Consider the following 20,514-nt stretch of genomic DNA (forward strand, 5'->3'; position numbering starts at 1 on the left):
TGACCGTGGCTGCTGTGCTCACGCGTGAGCTCGCGAGCTCGCTCACGGGACCTCACCCTCCCCGAACACCGACGAGACGTAGGGCGTGCGGTCGAGCAGGTCCGTGGCCGCGCGGTCGGCCAGGCCGTACAGCGGTCCGGCCAGCCCGGTGAGCGCCACCGTCAGCACCACCAGCGCCGCCGTGGCGCCCACCATCGTGCGCGGCAGCGGGCGCAGCGCCCGGACCGCGCCCGCGGCCGGCGGGAGGTCCGGCTCGGACGCCGTCGCCACCGCGGTGTGCCGTCGCCACGCGTCCTGCAGCGCGGTCCGGGCCGGGCCGTCGGCGGACTCCGCCCCGTCGAACGCGCCCGCACCGTCGGGGGGCCCCGGCCGGCGGCGCAGCGTGGCGTCCGCGGCGGCGGCGCCGGCGGTGTCCTCGGCCGGCGACTGGTTCGGGCTGCGCCAGAACGCCCGGGTCCACACGCGGGCGACCGCGAGCAGCGTGAGCAGGCTGGTGACCACCCCGCCGGCGACCAGGGCCAACGACTCGGCGCTGCCCACGGCGACCCCGGCCTGCAGCAGGCCGAGCTTGCCGATGAACCCCGACAGCGGCGGGATGCCGGCCAGGTTCATCGCCGGCACGAAGAACAGCACGGCCAGCAGCGGGGAGCGCCGCGCCAGTCCGCCGAGCCGGTCGACGTTGGTGGTGCCGCCCTGGCGCTCGACCAGACCGGCGACCAGGAACAGCGTCGTCTGGATGGCGATGTGGTGGGCCACGTAGAAGACCGCGCCGGCCAGCCCGGCCGCCGTCCCCAGGGCGATGCCGAACACCATGTAGCCGATGTGGCTGACCAGCGTGAACGACAGCATCCGGCGCAGGTCGCTCTGGGCGACCGCGCCGAGGATGCCCACCACCATCGTGGCCAGCGCCGCCCACAGCAGCAGGTCGTCGAGCGCGCCGCCGGGGAACAGCAGCGTCTGGGTGCGGATGATCGCGTAGACGCCGACCTTGGTGAGCAGGCCGGCGAACACCGCGGTGACCGGGGCGGGGGCGGTCGGGTAGCTGTCGGGCAGCCACGCCGAGAGCGGGAAGACGGCGGCCTTGATGCCGAAGGCGATGAGCAGCATCGACTGCAGCAGCACCTGGGTGCCCTCCGGCAGCTCGCCGAGCCGGACGGCCAGCTGGGCCATGTTGACCGTGCCGGTCGCGGCGTAGACCAGCCCGATCGCGGCCAGGAACACCAGCGAGCTGGTCAGGCTGACCACGATGTAGGTGATGCCGCCGCGGATGCGCGCCGCCGTCCCGCCGAGGGTGAGCAGCACGTACGAGGCCATCAGCAGAATTTCGAACCCGACGTAGAGGTTGAACAGGTCGCCGGCGAGGAAGGCGTTGCTCACGCCCGCGACCAGCACCAGGAACGTCGGGTGGAAGATCGACAGCGGGGTCTCCTCCGACCCGTCGGCCGCGCCCTGGCCGACGGCGAAGACGAGGACGCCGAGCGCCACGGTCGAGGCGACCACCAGCATCAGCGCCGACAGCCGGTCGACGACCAGCACGATGCCCAGCGGCACCGGCCAGCCGCCGACGGAGACCGAGCTGGCGCCCTCGGCGTCCGCCACGAACAGCAGCACCACCGAGACGGCGAGCACCGCGGTGAGCACGGTGGTGCTGAGGGTGCGCTGGAACGACGGGTGCCCGGAGACCAGCAGCGCACCGGCCGCCCCCAGCAGCGGGAGCAGCACCGGCAGCGGGGCGAGGACCTCGATCACCGGCTACCGCTCCCCGCGGGCAGGTCGATGTCGTCCGCCAGCTCCTCGACGTCCCCGTGCAGGCTGTCGGCGTGCCCGGCGGCGCGGTCGTCGGGAGCCAGCTCGTCGGGGTCGAGCTCGTCGGCGTCGAGCGCCCTCCGGGCGGCGACCCGGCGGTCCTCCTCGTCGGTGCCGACCGCCTCGTTGCGGGCCAGCCGCCACGAGCGGTGGATCATCGCCAGCAGGAAGGCGGCCACACCGAAGGTGATCACGATCGCGGTCAGGATCAGCGCCTGCGGCAGCGGGTCGTTGAACCCCTCCGGCTCGGAGTAGCCCAGGATCGGCGCCGACCCCGCGGGCCCGCCGGTCGACAGCACCAGCAGGTTGGTGGCGTTGCCCAGCAGCAGGAACCCCAGCAGCACGCGGGTGAGGCTGCGGTCGAGCAGCAGGTACACCCCCGCCGCGTAGAGCCCGCCGATCATCACCGGCAGCACGACCGTGGGGGTCATCGCAGCACCACCTCCCCGGGCGACAGTTCGATCTCGTCCTCCTGGTCCTCCTGGCGGTCGAGCTCCGCGCCCAGGCTGCGCAGCACGTCGAGGACCAGCCCGACGACGATCAGGTAGACGCCGATGTCGAAGAAGAGCGAGGTCACGAGCTTGACGTCGCCGAGCACCGGCAGCGTGGCCTCCAGGATCGCCGTCTGCAGCACATCCTCCCCGAGCGCCAGGCCGGCCACGCCGGTGCCGCCGGCGAACAGCAGCCCGCCGCCGAGCAGCAGGCCCGGCGCGACCGGCGCGGCCTCACCCAGCTCGTAGCGGCCGCCGGCCAGGTAGCGCAGGACCAGCGCCAGGCCGGCGACCAGACCGCCGGCGAAGCCGCCACCGGGCTCGTTGTGACCGCTGAACAGCAGGTACAGCGAGAAGACCACGATGGTGTGGAACAGGATCCGGGTGACCACCTCGAGCACGACCGAGCGCCGCGCCGGGTCGAGCGTCGCGGTCGCGGCCAGCCAGCGGTCCCGCGGCGCCCGGCGGGCGCGCTCCCGGCCCTGGGCCAGCTGCGCGCGGTCGACGCGGTCCACCCCGCCGGTGCGGCGCCGCAGGAAGACCAGGCTGGCCACGCCCGTGGCGGCGACGACCAGCAGCGAGATCTCCCCGAGGGTGTCCCAGGCGCGGATGTCGACCAGGGTCACGTTGACGACGTTCTTGCCGCCGCCGAAGTCGTACGCCGGCCCGGGCCAGGCCGCCGAGACCGGCGTCGCGGTGCGGGCCGAGAGCGCCACTGCGCCCACGGCGGCCATGAACGCGCCCACCGCGACGGCGATGACGCCGCGGACGGCCCGCTCGCGCGGCCGGTGCCGCTCGGAGATGTCCTTGGGCAGCTTGCGCAGCACCAGCACGAACACGACGAGGGTGAGCGTCTCGACGAGGAACTGGGTGAGCGCGAGGTCGGGGGCGCCCTGCAGGGCGAAGACGACGGCGATCCCGTAGCCGGTGACACCGACGACGAGCACGGCCGAGAGCCGCTGGCGGATCCGCAGCGTCAGCGCGGCGGCGGTCACGACGACGACGCCGACCACCGCCTGCACCGGCGTGTCCCAGGCCCGCCACTCGCCCGGCCAGGGGGCGCGGGTGAGCAGCAGGGTGCCGGGCAGGGCCAGCACCACGACCAGGATGGTGCCGAGGTAGGCCGGCAGCGAGCCGCGCTGGGTGGTGCCGGTGACCAGCACCGACAGCCGGTCGACGCCCTGGACGACGTTCCAGTAGCCCTCGTCGGCCGACGCGCCGACGGCCAGCCGCCGCTGCAGCCGCGTGACCGCCCCGCGGACGGCGAACAGCGCGGCGCCGCCGACGATCGTCAGCGCCGACAGCGCCAGCGCCGGCTGCCAGCCGTGCCACAGCGCCAGGTGCTCGACCTCCGGGGCCAGCAGCGGCAGCGTGTCCGCGTACGCGCCCACCAGCGGGTCGAGCAGCGGGCTGGCCGGCCCGAGGAGCAGCCCGGTCAGCGCCAGGACGGCCGGGGCGGCGAGGAACAGCGGCTCCGGCGGGTGCTCGAGCTCGGTGTCCTCGACGCCGGGCTTGCGGGCGAACGCACCCCACACGAAGCGCGCGGTGTAGGCGGCGGTGAGCACCGAGCCCGCCACCAGCCCGGTCAGGACGACGAGGGCGGCGGTCCGGTCGGCCAGGCCGCCGTCCAGCAGCGCGGTGAACGCCGCCTCCTTGCCGACGAAGCCCAGCAGCGGGGGCAGGCCGGCCATGGAGGCGGCGGCGGCGGTCCCGATCGCGGCGAGCAGCGGCAGCCGCCGGCCCAGCCCGGACAGCCGGCGCAGGTCACGGGTGCCGGTCGCGTGGTCGATCACGCCGACGGTGAGGAAGAGGGTGGACTTGAACAGGGCGTGCGCCAGCGTCATCGCCAGCCCGGCAGCGGCCAGCTCGCGGCTGCCCGCGCCGACCAGCGCCACCAGGAAGCCGAGCTGGCTGACGGTGCCGAAGGCCAGCAGCAGCTTGAGGTCCTTCTGCCGGAGCGCGCGGTAGCCGCCGACCAGCATGGTCGCCACGCCCAGGCCGAGCACGACCGGCCGCCAGCCGGGGACGTCGGCCAGCCCCGGGGCCAGCCGGGCGACCAGGTAGACGCCGGCCTTCACCATCGCCGCGGCGTGCAGGTAGGCGCTGACCGGCGTCGGCGCCTCCATGGCCGCGGGCAGCCAGAAGTGGAACGGCACCAGCGCGGACTTGGTGACCGCGCCGGCCAGCACCAGCGCCGTCCCGGCGGTCGTGGCCGGGCCGCTGCCGGGGTCGGCGACGACCTCCGAGAGCAGGAACGAGCCGCTGGCCTGGCCGATCAGGATCAGCCCGACCAGCATCGCCAGCCCGCCGGCGGTGGTCAGGACGAGCGCCTGCGACGCCGCCCGCCGTGCGGCCAGCCGCCGTCCCGAGCCCCCGATCAGCAGGAACGAGAAGACGGTGGTGAGCTCCCAGAACACGTAGAGCAGGAAGAGGTCGTCGGCGACGACGAGGCCGAGCATGGAGCCGGCGAACGCGGTGAGGCAGCCGGCGAAGCGGCCGGTGCCCTCCTCGCCCGGGGCGAAGTAGCGGGCGCAGTAGACGAGCACCAGCGCCCCCACGCCGGTGACCACCGCGGCGAAGGCGAGCGCCAGGGCGTCCAGCCGCAGGGCGACGTCCAGCTGGAGCGCCGGGATCCACGGCACCGTCTCGCGCACGTCCTCGCCGGCGAGCACCGGGCCCAGGCGCGACAGCACCCAGCCGAAGGCGGCGGCGGGCACGAGCGCGAGGACGAGGAACGCCTGCCGCCCCCACCACTGCACGAGCACGGGCGCCAGGACGCCGGCGATCAGGTGGAGGAGCAGCAGTACGAGCACGCATCCTCCTCGCTGGCGCTCGTCGTCTGCGTGCTCGACGAGGCTGCGTTCATGCGTGATCTCGCACGCTCGGTCACGTGTCTCCGGGAGTCGCTGGGCGGCTCGGGAACACCAGCGACGTCGGTCGGACGACGGCCGGCGGTGACCTCAGCCTACCTGCCGGGCCGGATCAGCCCGCTCTCGTGGGCGGAGGCCACCGCCTGGACCGGTCCCGGGCGCTGCGGCGCCCGGGACCGGAGGCGTCAGCCCCGCTCGGCCGCCGTGGCGATGTCGGCCACGTCCTGCGCCAGCGCCTTCGCGATGGCGCGCCGGCCGAGCGGTGCGGTGAGCGCCCCGAGGACCCGCGCCACCGTCGTCGTCGGCTCGGCGCCGAAGCTCGCCGTCACGTCCGTCCCACCCCCTGCGGACGGCGCGAACGCGAACCCCGACACGTACCGGACGCCCGGGCCCGACGCCTCGGTGGTGTAGGACCGGTGCGGCTCGACGGCGGTCACGGTCATCTCCTCGGTCGCCGACCTCCCGAAGATCCGCCGCGTCTCACGCCACCGCGTCCCGACGGCGAAGGGCCCCGGGGTGAGCACCTCGACCGATTCGATCCCGCTGACCACCCGTGGCGCGCCCTCGAGGTCGGTGGCCAGTTCCCATACCCGCTCGACCGGTGCCGCCACGTGCCGGCGCACCTCCACGTCCTGCATGGCTGCCTCGTCCCGTCGTCGCCCAGCGCCACCGTCCGGTGGCGGGGTCACCGTCCCACCGGGGGACGACGATCCCGGCTCAGCCCTCGGCCAGCTCCGCGGCCACCAGCCAGTCGGTCTCGACCTGCTCCTTCTCGGCGAGCACGGCGCGCAGCCGCTCGTCGAGTTCTAGCACCCGCGCGTGGTCGGTCGCGGCGGCGGCCAGCCGGCCGTGCAGGTCCTCCTCCTCGGCGGCGAGCTTCTCCAGCCGCCGCTCCAGCCGGGCGGCCTCCTTGCGGGCGGCGCGCACCTCGCCGGCCGAGCGGGCCGGGGCGGCGGACGCCGCCGGCGCCCGGGCCGGCGCGGCGGCCGAGGGGAGCGCCGCCTCCCCCGCCGCGCGGCGGGCCAGGTACTCCTCGACCCCACCGGGCAGCGCGGCCAGCGAGCCGTCGCCCATCAGCGCGACCACCGAGTCGCACACCCGGTCGACGAAGTACCGGTCGTGGCTGACCACCAGCACGGTGCCGGGGAAGCCGTCGAGCAGGTCCTCGAGCGCGGTGAGCGTGTCGATGTCCAGGTCGTTGGTCGGCTCGTCGAGCAGCAGCACGTTCGGCTCGGCCATGAGCAGCCGCAGCAGCTGCAGCCGGCGCCGCTCGCCGCCGGAGAGGTCGCCGACCGGGGTCCACTGCCGGGACGCCGGGAAGCCGAACCGCTCGGCCAGGGACGACGCGGAGATCTCCTGGTTGCCGATCCGGGCGATGCGGGCGATCTCCTGGACGGCCTCCAGCACGCGCAGCCGGCCGGGCAGCTCGGTGACGTGCTGGGACAGGTACGCCGGCGCGACAGTCTGCCCGCGCACCACCCGGCCGCGGTCGGGCTCGGTCTCCCCGATCAGCAGCCGCAGCAGCGAGGTCTTGCCCGCCCCGTTGACGCCCACGAGGCCGATCCGGTCGCCGGGGCCGACGTGCCAGGTGAGGTCCCGGAACAGGGTCCGCGGGCCGTCGTCGGTCGGGACCGCGTGGTCGACGTCCTCCACGTCGTAGACGGTCTTGCCGAGCCGGCGGGCGGCGAAGCCCTGGAGCGCCATCGAGTCGCGCGGCGGCGGCTCGTCCTCGATCAGCGCCTGGGCCGCCTCGATGCGGAACCGCGGCTTGCTGGTGCGCGCGGGCGGCCCGCGGCGCAGCCAGGCCAGCTCCTTGCGGACCAGGTTGAGCCGGCGTTCCTCGGTGACCGCCGCGATCCGGGCCCGCTCGGCCCGGGCGAGGGTGTAGGCCGCGTAGCCGCCCTCGTAGGCCTGCACCCGGCCGTCGGCGACCTCCCAGGTCCGGGTGCAGACCTCGTCGAGGAACCAGCGGTCGTGGGTGACGACGACCAGCGCGCCGACCCGGTCCCGCACGTAGTCGGCCAGCCAGGCGACGCCCTCGACGTCGAGGTGGTTGGTCGGCTCGTCGAGCACCAGCAGGTCCAGCGGCCGGACCAGCTGCGCGGCCAGCGCCACCCGCCGCCGCTCGCCGCCGGACATCGGCGCGACCGGGGCGTCCAGCCCCAGCCGGTCGAGCTCCAGGCCGGTGAGCACGCTGCGCACGGCCGGGTCGGCGGCCCACTCGTGCTCGGCGGCGAACAGGCTCTCGGGCAGGACGACGTCGCGCACCGTCGCACCCGGCGGCAGCGTGCCGGACTGGTCGAGGACGCCTACGCGCAGGTCCCCTCGGCGGGTCACCCGGCCGGAGTCGGGCTCCTCGCGACCGGTGAGGACGCCGAGCAGCGTGGACTTGCCGCTGCCGTTGCGGCCGACCACGCCGATCCGCTCGCCGGCCGCGATGCCGAGCGAGACGTCGTCGAGCAGGACGGTGGTGCCGTGGGCCTTGTGCACCCGCTCGAGGTTGACCAGGTTGAGGGGCGCGCTCATCACCCGCCAGTATCCGCGCGGCCGCTCCCGGCCGAGGAGCCGACCGTCCGTGGCCTCGCTGCCCGACCGGTGTCGACCCCGCTCCGGTCGGCGCGCTTGCTGGAGTGGCTCTACCCTCGGTGCGGTGCGCCTGCCGTGGATCCCCTGGTCAGAGGTCGAGCGGCGGGCCCGCACCGTCCCCGGCGGGCCGGTCACGCGGTCCGGCGGCGCCGACGAGCTGACCGTGCGCGGCCTGGTCACCGACTCGCGGCGCGTCGTCCCCGGGTCGCTGTTCGCCTGCGTCCGGGGCGCGACCAGCGACGGCCACCGTCACGTCCCCGCCGCGGCGGCCGCGGGGGCCGCGGCCCTGCTCGTCGACCGGCCGGTCGACAGCCGGCTCCCCCAGCTGTGCGTGCCCACGGTCCGGGCGCAGCTGGGTCCGCTCGGCGCCCTGCTGGCCGGCGACCCGGCACGAGCGCTGCGGCTGGTCGGGGTGACCGGCAGCAACGGCAAGACGACGACCAGCGCGCTCGTACGCGGCGTCCTCGAGGCCGGTGGTGACTGCACGGGCGTCGTGGGCACCCTCGGCGCGCAGGTCGCCGGTACCTCGTGGGGCACGGCCCTGACCACGCCGGAGGCGCCCGAGCTGCACGAGCTGCTGGCCGCGATGGTCGAGTCCGGGGCGCAGCGGGCGGTGGTGGAGGCCTCCTCCATCGCGCTGGACGTGGGCCGCATGGACGGGCTGGCGTTCCAGGTCTCGGTGTTCACCGGCTTCGAGGAGGACCACCTCGACCACCACGGCACCCTCGAGCAGTACTGGGCCAGCAAGGCGCGGCTGTTCGAGGCCGGCCGGACCGGCGCAGGCGTCGTCGTCACCGACGACCTGTGGGGACGCCGGCTGGCCGACCAGGCGGTGGTGCCGGTGACCCGGGTCGGGTCGGGAGCGGACGCCGACGTGCGGGTGCTCGGCTGGCGGACCGGCGCGGCGGGGACCGAGGTGCTGCTGGCGGACGACACCGGCGGGCACCGGGTGTCCAGCCCCCTGGTCGGCCGGGTGCACGTGACCAACCTGGCCGCGGCCTGGGCCACCGGCCGGGTGCTGGGCGTCCCGCCGGACCGGATCGCCGCCGGCCTGGCTGCGGTGGCCCCACCGCTGGGGCGCAACACCGTGCTCGGCGGGCGGGGGCGCCCGGTCGTCGTGGTCGACTACGCGCACACGCCGGGCGCGCTGGCCGCCGCGGTCGACACCGCCCGTGACCTCACCGGCAGCGGTGGGCGGGTGCACCTGGTGCTCGGCGCGCGTGGCCGGCGGGACCGCCACAAGCGCCAGGGGCTGGGCGAGTCGGCGCGCGCCGCCGACCGCGTGTGGCTGACCAACGAGGGCAGCCACGGCGAGGACCCGGCCGCGATCCGCGCCGAGCTGCGGGTCGGCCTGCTGGGCTCGACGGCTCCGGTGCGCACGGTGCCCGACCGGCGGCAGGCGATCACCGCCGCGGTGGGCGCTGCCGGGCCGGCCGACGTCGTCCTCGTCGTGGGCCGCGGCCACGAGACGCGGCTGCTGGACACCACCGATCCGCGCGACGCGGTCCACCTGGACGACGCCGAGGTCGCCGCCACGGCGCTGGCGACCCTGCACGCCGACGACGAGGACCTGCACGGGCGCGCCTGCTGACCCGGCCTCCCGGGCCGCCCGCCGCGCTGGCGTCCCGCCGCCGCTGCTCCGGCTCACCGGTTGCTCCAGGCCGGTGCGTTGACGGCCACGCCGTCCGGGGCCCCCAGCTGCCGCAGCCCGTCCCCGGACAGGCCCACGACCCACACCTGGTCGCCGGGGTGGTCACCGGGGCGGTTGCTCTTGAAGGCGATCGACTGCCCGTCCGGGGACCAGGTGGGGTCCTGGTCGAACCCGCCCCGGGGAGTGACCGGCCGCTCGGCGGAGCCGTCGGCCGCCATGACGTAGATGCGGCTCTCCTCTCCCGCGGCCCTCCGGAAGGCGATCTCCGTGCCCTCGGGCGAGAAGACCGGGTCCGCGTTGCCCGCGACGTCGGTCAACTGGACGGCGCCCCCCGACCCGTCGACCGGGAGGGAGTACAGGTGCCCGTCCCCGTCGAGGTCGGGGGTGTCAGTCCCCCAGTACACGACCTGCTTCCCGTCGGCGGAGAACGTGAGGTCGCTGAGCTAGGACACGCCCGGGTCGAGGTCGTCGCGGACGGTCGTCCCGTCCACGGTCACGATCCGCAGGTCGGTCCTGCCCTCGACGGTGCAGGCCACCGCCAGCTGGGTGCTGTCGGCGGGGTTCCAGGCGGGCCGGTCCGGGGACGGGCAGCCCTCCACCGGCAGCGGGCGGTCGCCCGAGCCGTCGGTGCCCATGGCGCGCAGCTCGTACTGACCCGGCGCGAACGCGTGCTGGTAGACGATCGTCGACCGGTCGGCCGAGATCAGCGGGCCGACGTCCTCGCCCGGCTCCGTGGTCAGTCGCTGCCCGACGCCCCCGCCGGCGTCCATGAGGTACAGATCGGTGTCCTCGTCCACGGCCCGCGGGACGACGAGGGTGGTGGGAGACAGCGGAGGCCCCTGTGGCAGCAGGGGGTCGGGCGTCGGGGCGGGCGCGGTGGTCGTGGGTGTCCGCGGCTCCTCGTACGGGGCGTCGGGGTCCCCCAGGAGCAGGTAGCCGCCGATCCCGGCGCCGGCCAGGACGGCGAGGCCGACCGCGCCCGCCACCAGCCGGTCCCGCCGACGGCCGCCGGACGGCGTCGGGGTGACGGGCGGCGTCGGGGTGACGGGCGCCGTCGGCGTGACGGCCGGCGTGGGCCGGGACGCCGGCGCGGGGGCCGGCGAGACGACCCGGGTGGGTGTCGTGGGCAGGCCCGGGGTGGGAGGCGGGCCCGACGACCCGGCCACCTCGCCGTGGCGTGCGCCGGTGGCCGGCTCCGCGGCCGGGCGTGCGCCGGCGGCCGGCTTCGGGGTCGGGCGGGCCCGCGGGGTCGGTGGGGGGACGCGGTCGCGCGGCGGGCGGGCCGCCGCGTCGTCCCGCTGTGGCGGCGGCACGGCGGGCCGGTCGGCGGGGACCGGCTCGGCGACCGCCCCCTGCCCGGTGGGAACGGACGGGGCCGGCCGCGCCGGGAGGTCGAAGATGCGCCCGTCCGGCGCCCGCAGGTAGAGCACCGGGGTCGCCCACTCGACGGGGTTGGGCTCGTCCCGGACGGCGTTGCGGGCCTCGGCCATGGCGGCGTCGAGGTGGTAGCCGTCGGCGACGGCCTCGTAGAGGCTGTGCGCGAAGGTGATGGCCGCGTCGTCGGTGATCTCGAACTGCATGGCCACGACCGCGGGGATGCCCTGGTGGACCAGGCTCTGCGCCGTTCCGGAGTAGGGATCGGCGCGGCCACCCCGGGCTCCCTCGCACGAGTTGAGCACCGCCAGTCGCAGGCTCTTGTGATCGGACAGCAGCGCGCCGAGGTCGGCCCCACTGAAGAGCTGCGCCCGCCCTGCCGGGCCCTCCAGCGCGAGGACGCCGTCCTCGGCCAGCGGGTCGTAGCGACCGTGGCCGATGAAGTGGAAGACGTGGAAGTCGTCGCGGCGCAGCGAGCTCCGCAGGTCCGCCAGCCGCCCCGTGGGCACCCGGTGGAGCTCCACCCGGCCGGCGTCCTGCAGGTCGGCCAGCGCGTCGCGCACCTTCTCCCACTCCGCCACGACGTCGAGCCGGGGGAAGTCGGTGGGGCTCGCGGCCATCATCAGGATGCGCAGCGGGGGCCGCACCGTCAGCGGGCGGATCCGCCGCGGGAGCTCGAGGTAGCGCACGACCGGCGTCCACGGCGAGAGCGCCAGGAACCGGCGGGCGTCGGGGTCGTAGAGGTACTCCCAGGGCAGTTCGGCGAGCTCGGGACAGTCGGCCAGCCGCAGCCGGACGCGCAGGCCGGTGTCCTCCCGCCCCTCGACCTGGTCGAGGCTGCTGGTCAGCGCCCGCCGCACTCGGTCGGTGAACACCGCGTCGAACAGCCGGCTCCCGAACTCCCGCACCGCCGCGGCCTCCGGCGTCCCCTCCCCCCGGGTGGTCTGCCGGCGTGGCCGGCCGATGCGCAGCAGGAAGTTCTCGACCTCCAGGTCGGAGAACGGCAGCGATACGGGGACCGGTCGGGTCTCCCCCACCGGGGAGTTGAGCACCCGCGCCCGGTAGCCGTCATCCTCCCCGGGTTCGACCAGGAGGTCGAAGTCCACGTAGGTGTGCTGCGGCATGGCGCCTCCCCCGGCCGCCTGTAGGAGCGCGACTAGGGGCCGCCGGGCCCGGGCCGCCGGTGCCAGGTCATCGACACCTTGAAGTTGCCCGTCGAGCTGGCGCCGGCGACGAAGGCCCCCACCTCGGCGCTCAACTGCAGGCCGAACTCGACCTGTACCTCCTCCGGCGCCTCCGCCAGGGTCCGCAGCTGGCCCAGGAGCGCCTGCACCGCCGGCTGTACGCGGCCCACCGCCTGCTCGAAGGTCTGCCTGGCCTGCTCGACGACCCTGGGCGGCTGCTGGTCCCCCCAGCCGCGGGTGACCTGACCACCGCCCCCGTGGCCGTCCTCGACCTGGACGACCACGGTGCCGCCGTCCTGCAGTGGGAACTCCACCAACTGGTGCACCATGCCACCGCCCTGTCCGGTGTTGCGGACGCCGCAGTGGGCGACCGTAGGGGCGGATCGACGCCGGGTAACCGCCGTCGGGCGCGGCCTCCTGCCGTCCTACGGCGTGTCCGCGGGGGACACGCCGTCAGCCCGCGCCGGCGACGGCCCGGACGAAGGCCCCGGGGTCGTCCTCCCAGGGGGAGTGGCCCGCGCCCGGCTGGACGACCAGCCGGGCGGTGGGGAACAGGTCGGCGTACTCGGCGGCCCGGGACGGCGGGAGGGCGACGTCGTACTCCCCGGCGACCAGCAGGACCGGGACGCGCAGCGCCGCGAGGGCGGCCCGCACGACCGCGGGGTCGGGCACGCCGTCGCCGTAGTAGCGGGCGGCCGCGTCCGGGTCGCGCTGCCGGTCGGCGCGGGCGGCGGCCGCACGAGCGGCGTCGTCCCACCGGCCGTGCGTGAAGGGCGTGATCGCCGTCCAGTCGGCGTCCGTGGCCTCCCCGGACCAGATGCGCTCGAGGGCGGCGCACGCCGCGGGGAACCAGGGCTCCCCGCGGCGCAGCTCCGCGACCCGCCGGCGGTCGGCGTCGGTCACGTCCAGGCCGACGACGCGCTGGCTCGGCGTGACCAGCGTGAGACCGCGGACCCGTCCGGGGTGCCGGACGGCGTACAGCAGGGCCAGCGCGGCGCCGGCGGAGTGGGCGAGCAGGTCGACCCGTTCCAGGCCGAGGTGCGCGCGCAGCGCCTCGACGTCATCGACCTGCCGGTCGCAGCGCTGGGTCGCGAGGTCGGCCGGGACGGCCGAGCGCCCGGTGCCCCGCAGGTCCAGCAGCACGAGCGACCGGTGCGCGGTGAGCCCACCGAGGTCGCCGAGGTACTCGGCGGGCAGCATCGGGCCGCCGGGGAGGCAGACGAGCGGCGGCCCGTCGCCCAGGTCCGCGTAGCCGAGCCGGGTGCCGTCGCCGCTCTCCAGGGTCCCCATGGGCCGCAGCCTCGCACCCCTGCGCAGCCGGGACCGGCGAGCGGGCACGTGCCTCGCGCTGTGGACAGGCCCGACGGGGAAGACAGCGGGTGCGAGCCGGGTTACAGTCGCCACTGGTTGAGTGCTCAACAGAGGAGGCCGGCATGCCCGCCGTGACCGTCGCCGACACCACCGCACTGCCCCGCGTCCCGCTGCCCGCCCCGCGCACGGTGCGCCGTCGCACCCGCTCGGTCACGACCGCGCCGTCCGGCTTCGAGGGCGAGGGCTTCCCGGTCCGCCGCGCCTTCGCCGGCGTCGACCTGCGGGACCTCGACCCGTTCATCCACATGGACCAGATGGGCGAGGTCGAGTACGCGCCCGGCGAGCCCAAGGGCACCTCGTGGCACCCGCACCGCGGCTTCGAGACCGTCACCTACATCATCGACGGCACCTTCGAGCACGCCGATTCCCACGGCGGCGGCGGGACCATCAGCAACGGCGACACCCAGTGGATGACCGCCGGCGGCGGCGTGCTGCACATCGAGCGGCCGCCGGAGCACCTGGTGGTCAGCGGCGGGCTCTTCCACGGCCTGCAGCTGTGGGTGAACCTGCCGAGGGCCCAGAAGTGGGTGGAGCCGCGGTACCAGGACCTGCGGGCGCAGGAGTCGGTGCTCCTCGCCAGCGCGGACGCCGGCGCCCTGCTGCGGGTCATCGCCGGGGACGTCGGCGGGCACACCGGACCCGGCTCGACGTACACGCCGATGGCGATGGTGCACGCCACGATCGCGCCGGGCGCCACGCTCGACCTGCCGTGGCGACCGGACTTCAACGCGCTCGTCTACGTGCTCTCCGGCGCCGGCTCGGTCGGCATCGACGGGGCGCCGGTGCGCACCGGCCAGCTCGCCGTCCTCGGCCCGGGTGACACCGTGACGGTCAACGGCGCGGTGCGGCAGGAGTCCCGGACGCCGGCGCTGGACGTCGTCGTCCTCGGCGGCCGGCCCATCCGCGAGCCGATCGCCATGTACGGGCCGTTCGTGATGAACACCCGGCAGGAGGTGCTCGACGCGTTCACCGACTTCCAGGCCGGGCGGCTCGGCACCGTCCCCACCCAGCGCGTGCCGCACGGCACCGTCCGGGGCGAGACCACGCCGTGACCGCTCCCCCGGCGGCGGCTTCCGCGCCGCCGCCGGGGGCTGCATGCTGACCGCCACCGGAACCCGACGCCAGGAGGCGCCCGTGTCCGTCTTCCCGCCCCTGCCGCTGGCCGAGTGGGCCGACACCAAGGAGACGCTGCACCGGTTCCTGCAGGTCGTCGGGAAGCTGCGGCTGGCCAACGCCCCGCGGCGAAACCACTGGTGGCACATCCCGTTCCACCTCACCGGCCGGGGCCTGACCACCCGCCCGATGGGCTTCAACCCGGTGTTCGCCATCGACCTCGACCTGGTCGACCACCGGCTGGAGGTGTCCGTCGCCGACGGCCGGCGGGCCTCGTTCCCGCTGCCCGGGCTCAGCGTGGCGGAGTTCTACCGGCAGCTGCTCGACACGCTCGCGGCGCTCGGCCTGCCGGCGACCGTCGAGCTCCCCGTCCCGTTCGACCTGGCCGACCGCACCCCGTTCGCCGAGGACGGGCACCACGCCTCCTACGACCGGGACCGGGTAACCCGCTACTGGGTGGTGCTGGGCCAGGTGGCACAGGTGCTCGAGGAGTTCGCCGGCCGCAGCTACGCCAAGACCAGCCCGGTGCACCACTTCTGGCACACCTTCGACATCGCCGTCACCCGCTTCTCCGACCGGCGGGTGGAGCAGCCGGCGCACGTCGACCCGGTCACCCGCGAGGCCTACTCGCACGAGGTCATCAGCGCCGGCTTCTGGTTCGGCGACGACCAGGTGCCCGAGCCGGCCTTCTACTCCTACACCGCGCCCGAGCCGCCGGGGCTGGTCGACGAGCCGCTGCGGCCGGCGGCGGCACGCTGGGTCGAGAGCCGCGGGGCGCACCTGGCGCTGCTCACCTACGAGGACGTGCGCACCGCGGCCGACCCGCGCGCCGTCGTCCTGGACTTCCTGGAGAGCGCCTACGTCGCCGGCGCCCGCCGCGCGGGGTGGGACCTCGGCGCCCTGCGCTGTCCGACCGCACCCGAGCCCCGATGACCCCGCCGTCCCGTCCCGCCATCCGGAGGTCCACGCGATGAGCAATCTCGACCGCCGCCCGCCCGCGCGCGAGCTCGGCGGGACGGAGGGCACGCCCGCCGGCCCGGTGCTGGACCTGCTGCCGGGCAAGGAGGTGCTGCTCGGCGAGAGCACCCGGGTGCGCCGGCTGCTGCCCACCCTGGGCCGCCGGCTGGTCGGCGCGTGGGCGTTCGTCGACCACTACGGCCCCGACGACGTCACCTCCTCCCCCGGCATGCAGGTGCCGCCGCACCCGCACACCGGGCTGCAGACGGTGTCCTGGCTGCTCGAGGGCGAGGTGCACCACCGCGACTCGCTGGGCAGCGACGCCCGCATCCGCCCGGGCGAGCTGGCCCTGATGACCGCGGGGCACGGCATCGCGCACTCCGAGCAGTCCCCCGCGGTGCACCCCCGCTACCTGCACGGCGCCCAGCTGTGGGTGGCGCTGCCCGAGGCCGCACGGGAGACCGCCCCGGCCTTCGCCCACCACACGGCGCTGCCCGGGTTCACCTCCGACGGGCTCACCGCGACCGTGCTGATGGGCTCGCTCGGCGGGGCCACCTCGCCGGGCACCGCGCACACCCCGCTGGTGGGCGTGGACCTCGACCTGGCCGCCGGCGCGGACGTCGAGCTGCCGCTCGAGCCGGAGTTCGAGTACGCCCTGCTGGCCCCCTCCGGCGCGGCCGAGGTGGAGGACGCGCCTCTGGAGGTCGGGGCGATGCTCTACCTGGGCACCGGGCGGCGCAGGGTGCGGGTGCGGGCGGCCGAGCCGACCCGGCTGCTGCTGCTCGGCGGCGAGCCGTTCGAGGAGCGGATCGTCATGTGGTGGAACTTCGTCGGCCGCTCCGGCGAGGAGATCACCGACTACGCGCAGGCGTGGAACGCCGAGGACGAGCGCTTCGGCGCCGTCGTCGGTTACGACGGCGACCGGCTGGCGGCCCCGCCGCTACCCCCGGTGCCGCTCAAGGCCCGGGGCCGGGTGCGCTGAGGACCGCGCCGGCGACCACGGGCCCGGCGGTCCCCCGCCGTCCGGCTCAGTTCCCGACCTGCACGGACTCCACCCGACGTCCGGCGAGCCACGGCAGCACCCCGTCCGCGGGGAGCGGGCGGCTCAGGTGGTAGCCCTGCACCTGGTCGCAGCCGAGTTCGACCAGCGCGTCCACGGTCGCTTGGTCCTCGGCGCCCTCGGCCACCAGGACCAGCCCGAGCGCGCGGCTGAGCTGCAGGGTCGAGGTGACGATCGCCGAGTTGCGCGGGCTGTCGGTCATGCTGCCGACGAACGAGCGGTCCAGCTTCAGCTCCGTGACGGGCAGTTCGGCCAGGTAGGCCAGGCTGGAGTAGCCGGTGCCGTAGTCGTCGATGGCGATGCCCACCCCGGCGGCGCGCAACCGGCCGAGCACGCTCACGGCCCGTTCGCGGTCCTCCATCAGCAGGCTCTCGGTCACCTCCAGGACCAGGGCCGACGCCGGCAGACCGTGGGCGGCGAGGCGTTCGTCGACCTCCTCGGGGAAGCGGTCGTCGACGAGGTTGGACGGGCTCACGTTGACGGCCATGCTGAGCACCTGCCCATCGTCCCGCCAGGCGCGACACTGGGCCAGCGCCCCGTCGAGCACCGCGAGGGTCAGGTCCCCCATCAGCCCGGAGGACTCGGCCACGTCGATGAAGGCGTCGGGGTACAGCAGCCCGCGCTGGGGGTGCGCCCAGCGCGCGAGCGCCTCGACCCCCACCACCCGGTCGCTGTCGAGGCCGAGCTTGGGCTGGTAGTGCAGGACCAGCTCGCCGCGGGCGATCCCCTCACGCAGCTGCTGGGCGAGCTCGAGGCGGTGCCGGCCCTCGCCGTCACGGGCCTCGTCGTAGACGGCGACGCCGACCCGCCGGCGCTTGGCGACGTACATCGCGAGATCGGCCATCTGCAGCAGCTCCTCGGCACTGACCGAGTGCACCGGCCCGACGGCGATCCCGATGCTGGCGTCCACGGACAGCTCGCTCGCGCCGGCCCGGAACGGCTGCTGCAGCACTCGGCGCAGCCGGTCCGCCAGCTCCTGGGCCCGCTCCACGTCGAGGTCGGGGGCCATGACGACGAACTCGTCGCCGCCCAGCCGGGCCAGCAGGTCACCGCTCCGGAGGTTCGCGGTCAGGCGCGGCCCGACCTGACGGAGGACCGCGTCGCCGGCAGCGTGGCCGAGGGAGTCGTTGATCTCCTTGAAGCGGTCCAGGTCGACGAGCAGGACCGCGAGCCCGTCGCCTGCCTGCAGCTGACGGTCCGCCTCCTCCAGGCGCTGGTACACACCGCGGCGGTTGACCAGTCCGGTCAGCTCGTCGGTCCGCGCCTGCCGTCGGCTGTCGGCGAGCGCCTGGACCTCGCGGAAGGTCAGCGCGGTGCGGGCCAGCGCGCCCGCCACCGCGGCGAGGGCGAGCCAGCCGGCGAGCAGGTCGCCACCAGTGGCGTAGCCGTGCGCCAGCAGGCCGAGTGCGGCCAGCGCGCACAGCCCCGGCACCGCGAGGACACCGACGCCCTCGGACCTGCGCGACGGCCCGGGGGCCGGCCGGCAGCTCGCCGCCAGGCCGAAGCAGAGGAAGGCCAGCGCCCAGCCCAGGTCGACCGGACCGCCGTCCACGTAGGTGCCCGCCGCGATCTGGGCGGCGTACACGGTGTCGACCACCACGAACAGCGCCACACCTCCCGCGAGCCACCACCACGCGCCGCCGGCGCTGCGGCCGATGACCGTGACGGCGGCCGCGACCATCGCCAGGAGCACGAGGTCCGCCACCGGGTAGGCGAGGCTGACGACGACGGCGGCGGCACTGCCCTCGACGGCCTGCAACGCCGCGCCGAGCGCGAACGCGGCTGCGAATGCCGCGGCGGTCAGCCCGGCGACGAGTCCGTCGAGCCACAGGCCGGCACCCGCCGAGGGCACGCGCGCACGCAGCATGAGCATGAGAGCGGCGTGGGCCGCGGGGTAGAGGAGCACCCACCCGAGGTCCTGCCACCCGGGGTAGGCGATCGCGGGCAGTTGCAGGTAGTAGGCGACGTTGCCCGCCAGGTAGCAGGCCAGGCCGCCGGCGAAGACCAGCCAGGCGACCCGGTCGGCCCGGTGCCGCACACCGCGCAGCAGGCCCAGCCCCACGATGCAGAGGAGGAAGACCTGCTGGCACCAGCCGTCGAGGAGCACGTCGAAACCGGCGTCGACCCGTGCTCCCGGCAGCAGGGAGACCAGGTACGGGACGCCGGAGATCAGCGCGACCCCCTGCAGGGCGTGCAGGGGCGCGGACGTACGCCTGGGGCCTCGGCGCTCGACCGCCCAGGGGGCTCGGTACTCGGACACGTCTCCTGCATCGTCGGGACAGCCCGCTACTTGAACAGGATCGGCCGTAACCCACCCCCAAGGGGCTGCAACCCCCTGCTGACGCCGACGCTCAGGTGCCCGTCTGCCCCTGACGGGGGGTGGTGGGGGTGGGGCGGCTCCAGCCGCGCGCCCGCCCGGACGATGGCCGGGGCATGAGAGCGCTGGCGCAGGACGAGGAGCGGGTTGCCTTCTGGCGGCGGCACACCGTCAGCGGCATCGTCCTCTGCGAGGTGATGCCGGCAATCATCGCCGTGCGGACCGTCATGACCGATGTGCCTCACGAGGGACTCGTCCTCGGGCTGGCCGCGGCGGTGGCCGGTCCCGCGCCGCTGCTGGCGCTGCTCCCGGTCGACCGGCTGGTCCGCCATCCTCGCGGCCGGCTGTTCTTCGACGTCTGGGAGGCCGTGGGCATCGCCCTGGTCATCGCGTTCTGCCTGCTGGACGGCGGTGCCGGCAGCCCGTACACCCTCTTCCTGTTCGTCCTGCTGGCGCACGCGGCGCTGGCCTACCCGCCGGCCGGCGTCGCGCTGGCCGGTACGGGGATCCTGCTCGGGTACCTGGGCCTGGGTCTGAGGGTCGGCGGGGTGCCGGCCGACGAGGTCCTGGTCGGCACCCTCGCTCTGGTCGTGGCCACCGGCACCTGTGCGTTCGCGTCGGCGAACCACCAGCGGGCCTACCAGCGCACCGCCGCCTACGCCCGGCAGGTCGGCCTGCTCGCCGAGCGCGACGGCCTCACCGGCGCGCTCAACCACCGCACCTTCCACGTGCGGCTGCGCGCGGAGGCCGCCTCCACCACGGCCGAGCGGCCGCTCAGCCTGCTGCTCGTCGACGTCGACGAGTTCAAGACCGTCAACGACACCCTGGGTCACCTGGCCGGGGACGCCGTGCTCCGCTCGGTCGGCGAGACGCTGTCCGGCCTGACCCGGGCCGGGGACGCCGTCGGCCGGCTCGGTGGCGACGAGTTCGCGCTCCTGCTGCCGGGTGCAGGTCTGCCGGAGGCCACCGCGATCGCCGACCGGCTGGTCACCGAGGTGCGTATCGCCGCCGCGCCCTGGTCCGCGACGGTGAGCGTCGGTGCGGCCACGGTCACGTACACCGACCCCGTGGGGCTCCTGGCCGCGGCCGACACCGCCGTCTACCACGCGAAGCACACCGGGCGGGACCGCGCCTGCACACCTCCGGTGTCCTCCGACCGCATCGGGGCGGTGGCCCCGGACGGGCCCCGGTCCGGGATGCTCGCGTCGTCGGGACGCTGACACCGGGTCCGGTCCGGACCGGGCACAACGGCTCGGGGGACGGCGTTGCCGCCGGCATGACCGTCGACCCGCGGATGCTCGCCTTCGTCGCCTCTCAGCACGCCGGCGTGCTCGCCACCGTCAAGCGCGACGGGCGGCCGCAGCTGTCCAACCTCTTCTACGCGTGGGACGACGAGCAGCGGCTGGCCCGCATCTCGGTGACCGCCGACCGCGCGAAGACCCGCAACCTGCAGGCCGACCCCCGGGCGACCCTCCACGTGACCTCGCCGGACTTCTGGACGTGGGTCGCCGTCGAGGGCACCGCGGAGCTCAGCTCGGTCGCGGCCGACCCGCACGACGCCACGGTCGAGGAGCTGATCGGGTACTACCGCGCGCTCAGCGGCGAGCACGACGACTGGGACGCATACCGCGCGGCCATGGTCACCGACCGCCGGCTCGTCGTCCGGCTGCGCCCCCAGCACACCTACGGGCAGCTGCGCGGCTAGCGGGAGGACCCCGTCCCCCTCACCGGGGA

General features: G+C 75.5%; 16 protein-coding genes. 6 read left to right on the forward strand and 10 right to left on the reverse strand.

The window, feature by feature from the left end:
• Window positions 1-42: 42 nt before the first annotated feature.
• The 5 genes from BLW63_RS09885 to BLW63_RS09905 all read right to left on the reverse strand — a co-directional run bounded on the left by BLW63_RS09885 (window position 43) and on the right by BLW63_RS09905 (window position 7,693).
• Complete coding sequence (locus tag BLW63_RS09885; protein WP_170856716.1) at window positions 43-1,749, reverse strand: Na+/H+ antiporter subunit D; 1,707 nt, start codon at window positions 1,747-1,749, stop codon at window positions 43-45.
• Window positions 1,746-2,237, reverse strand: coding sequence for a Na(+)/H(+) antiporter subunit C (locus BLW63_RS09890; protein ID WP_091154512.1), 492 nt, complete (start codon window positions 2,235-2,237; stop codon window positions 1,746-1,748). Before BLW63_RS09890 ends, BLW63_RS09885 begins: the two co-directional genes overlap by 4 nt.
• Window positions 2,234-5,110: a Na+/H+ antiporter subunit A gene (locus tag BLW63_RS09895; RefSeq protein ID WP_091154515.1), complete on the reverse strand. Its 2,877-nt coding sequence runs from the start codon at window positions 5,108-5,110 to the stop codon at window positions 2,234-2,236. Before BLW63_RS09895 ends, BLW63_RS09890 begins: the two co-directional genes overlap by 4 nt.
• Window positions 5,111-5,352: 242 nt before the next feature.
• Window positions 5,353-5,805: an SRPBCC family protein gene (locus BLW63_RS09900; protein ID WP_091154518.1), complete on the reverse strand. Its 453-nt coding sequence runs from the start codon at window positions 5,803-5,805 to the stop codon at window positions 5,353-5,355.
• A 79-nt stretch (window positions 5,806-5,884) separates the two neighbouring features.
• Window positions 5,885-7,693: an ABC-F family ATP-binding cassette domain-containing protein gene (locus BLW63_RS09905; RefSeq protein ID WP_091154522.1), complete on the reverse strand. Its 1,809-nt coding sequence runs from the start codon at window positions 7,691-7,693 to the stop codon at window positions 5,885-5,887.
• A 124-nt stretch (window positions 7,694-7,817) separates the two neighbouring features.
• Between BLW63_RS09905 and BLW63_RS09910 the strand changes: the two genes are divergently transcribed.
• A complete protein-coding gene (locus BLW63_RS09910; RefSeq protein ID WP_091154525.1) occupies window positions 7,818-9,344 on the forward strand; it encodes a Mur ligase family protein in 1,527 nt (508 codons plus the stop codon).
• A gap of 53 nt (window positions 9,345-9,397) precedes the next feature.
• Here the strand turns inward: BLW63_RS09910 and BLW63_RS09915 are convergent, their stop codons facing one another.
• The 4 genes from BLW63_RS09915 to BLW63_RS09930 all read right to left on the reverse strand — a co-directional run bounded on the left by BLW63_RS09915 (window position 9,398) and on the right by BLW63_RS09930 (window position 13,252).
• The gene (locus BLW63_RS09915; RefSeq protein WP_091154528.1) at window positions 9,398-9,808 is read right to left on the reverse strand and encodes a TolB family protein; all 411 of its coding nucleotides are present in this window, start codon (window positions 9,806-9,808) and stop codon (window positions 9,398-9,400) included.
• Between the two features lie 39 nt (window positions 9,809-9,847).
• Window positions 9,848-11,902 (reverse strand): CHAT domain-containing protein, encoded by a 2,055-nt coding sequence (locus BLW63_RS28555; RefSeq protein ID WP_091154531.1) that lies wholly within the window; start codon window positions 11,900-11,902, stop codon window positions 9,848-9,850.
• A 32-nt stretch (window positions 11,903-11,934) separates the two neighbouring features.
• The gene (locus BLW63_RS09925) at window positions 11,935-12,291 is read right to left on the reverse strand and encodes a CU044_2847 family protein (RefSeq protein WP_091154535.1); all 357 of its coding nucleotides are present in this window, start codon (window positions 12,289-12,291) and stop codon (window positions 11,935-11,937) included.
• A gap of 124 nt (window positions 12,292-12,415) precedes the next feature.
• On the reverse strand, window positions 12,416-13,252 hold the full coding sequence (locus BLW63_RS09930; RefSeq protein WP_091154539.1) for an alpha/beta fold hydrolase: 837 nt from the start codon (window positions 13,250-13,252) through the stop codon (window positions 12,416-12,418).
• A gap of 143 nt (window positions 13,253-13,395) precedes the next feature.
• Here BLW63_RS09930 and BLW63_RS09935 point away from each other — a divergent pair, with 143 nt between their 5' ends.
• The 3 genes from BLW63_RS09935 (at window position 13,396) to BLW63_RS09945 (ending at window position 16,385) form a co-directional block, all read left to right on the forward strand.
• Complete coding sequence (locus BLW63_RS09935) at window positions 13,396-14,385, forward strand: pirin family protein (RefSeq protein ID WP_091154542.1); 990 nt, start codon at window positions 13,396-13,398, stop codon at window positions 14,383-14,385.
• An 82-nt stretch (window positions 14,386-14,467) separates the two neighbouring features.
• On the forward strand, window positions 14,468-15,379 hold the full coding sequence (locus tag BLW63_RS09940) for a DUF5996 family protein (protein WP_091154546.1): 912 nt from the start codon (window positions 14,468-14,470) through the stop codon (window positions 15,377-15,379).
• 37 nt (window positions 15,380-15,416) lie between these two features.
• Window positions 15,417-16,385, forward strand: a complete 969-nt coding sequence (locus BLW63_RS09945; protein ID WP_091154549.1) for a pirin family protein — start codon at window positions 15,417-15,419, stop codon at window positions 16,383-16,385.
• Window positions 16,386-16,431: 46 nt separating this feature from the next.
• Here the strand turns inward: BLW63_RS09945 and BLW63_RS09950 are convergent, their stop codons facing one another.
• On the reverse strand, window positions 16,432-18,723 hold the full coding sequence (locus BLW63_RS09950) for a putative bifunctional diguanylate cyclase/phosphodiesterase (protein WP_091154553.1): 2,292 nt from the start codon (window positions 18,721-18,723) through the stop codon (window positions 16,432-16,434).
• A 173-nt stretch (window positions 18,724-18,896) separates the two neighbouring features.
• On the opposite strand from BLW63_RS09950, the gene BLW63_RS09955 reads away from it, so the two are divergent.
• Window positions 18,897-20,000 carry a GGDEF domain-containing protein gene (locus BLW63_RS09955; RefSeq protein WP_091154556.1) on the forward strand — a complete coding sequence of 368 codons (1,104 nt, stop codon included), beginning with the start codon at window positions 18,897-18,899 and terminating at the stop codon, window positions 19,998-20,000.
• A gap of 56 nt (window positions 20,001-20,056) precedes the next feature.
• Window positions 20,057-20,485: a PPOX class F420-dependent oxidoreductase gene (locus BLW63_RS09960; protein ID WP_091154560.1), complete on the forward strand. Its 429-nt coding sequence runs from the start codon at window positions 20,057-20,059 to the stop codon at window positions 20,483-20,485.
• Window positions 20,486-20,514 lie beyond the last annotated feature (29 nt).

Origin of the sequence: Geodermatophilus africanus, assembly GCF_900107105.1 — a bacterium.
Classification (GTDB): Bacteria; Actinomycetota; Actinomycetes; order Mycobacteriales; family Geodermatophilaceae; genus Geodermatophilus; species Geodermatophilus africanus.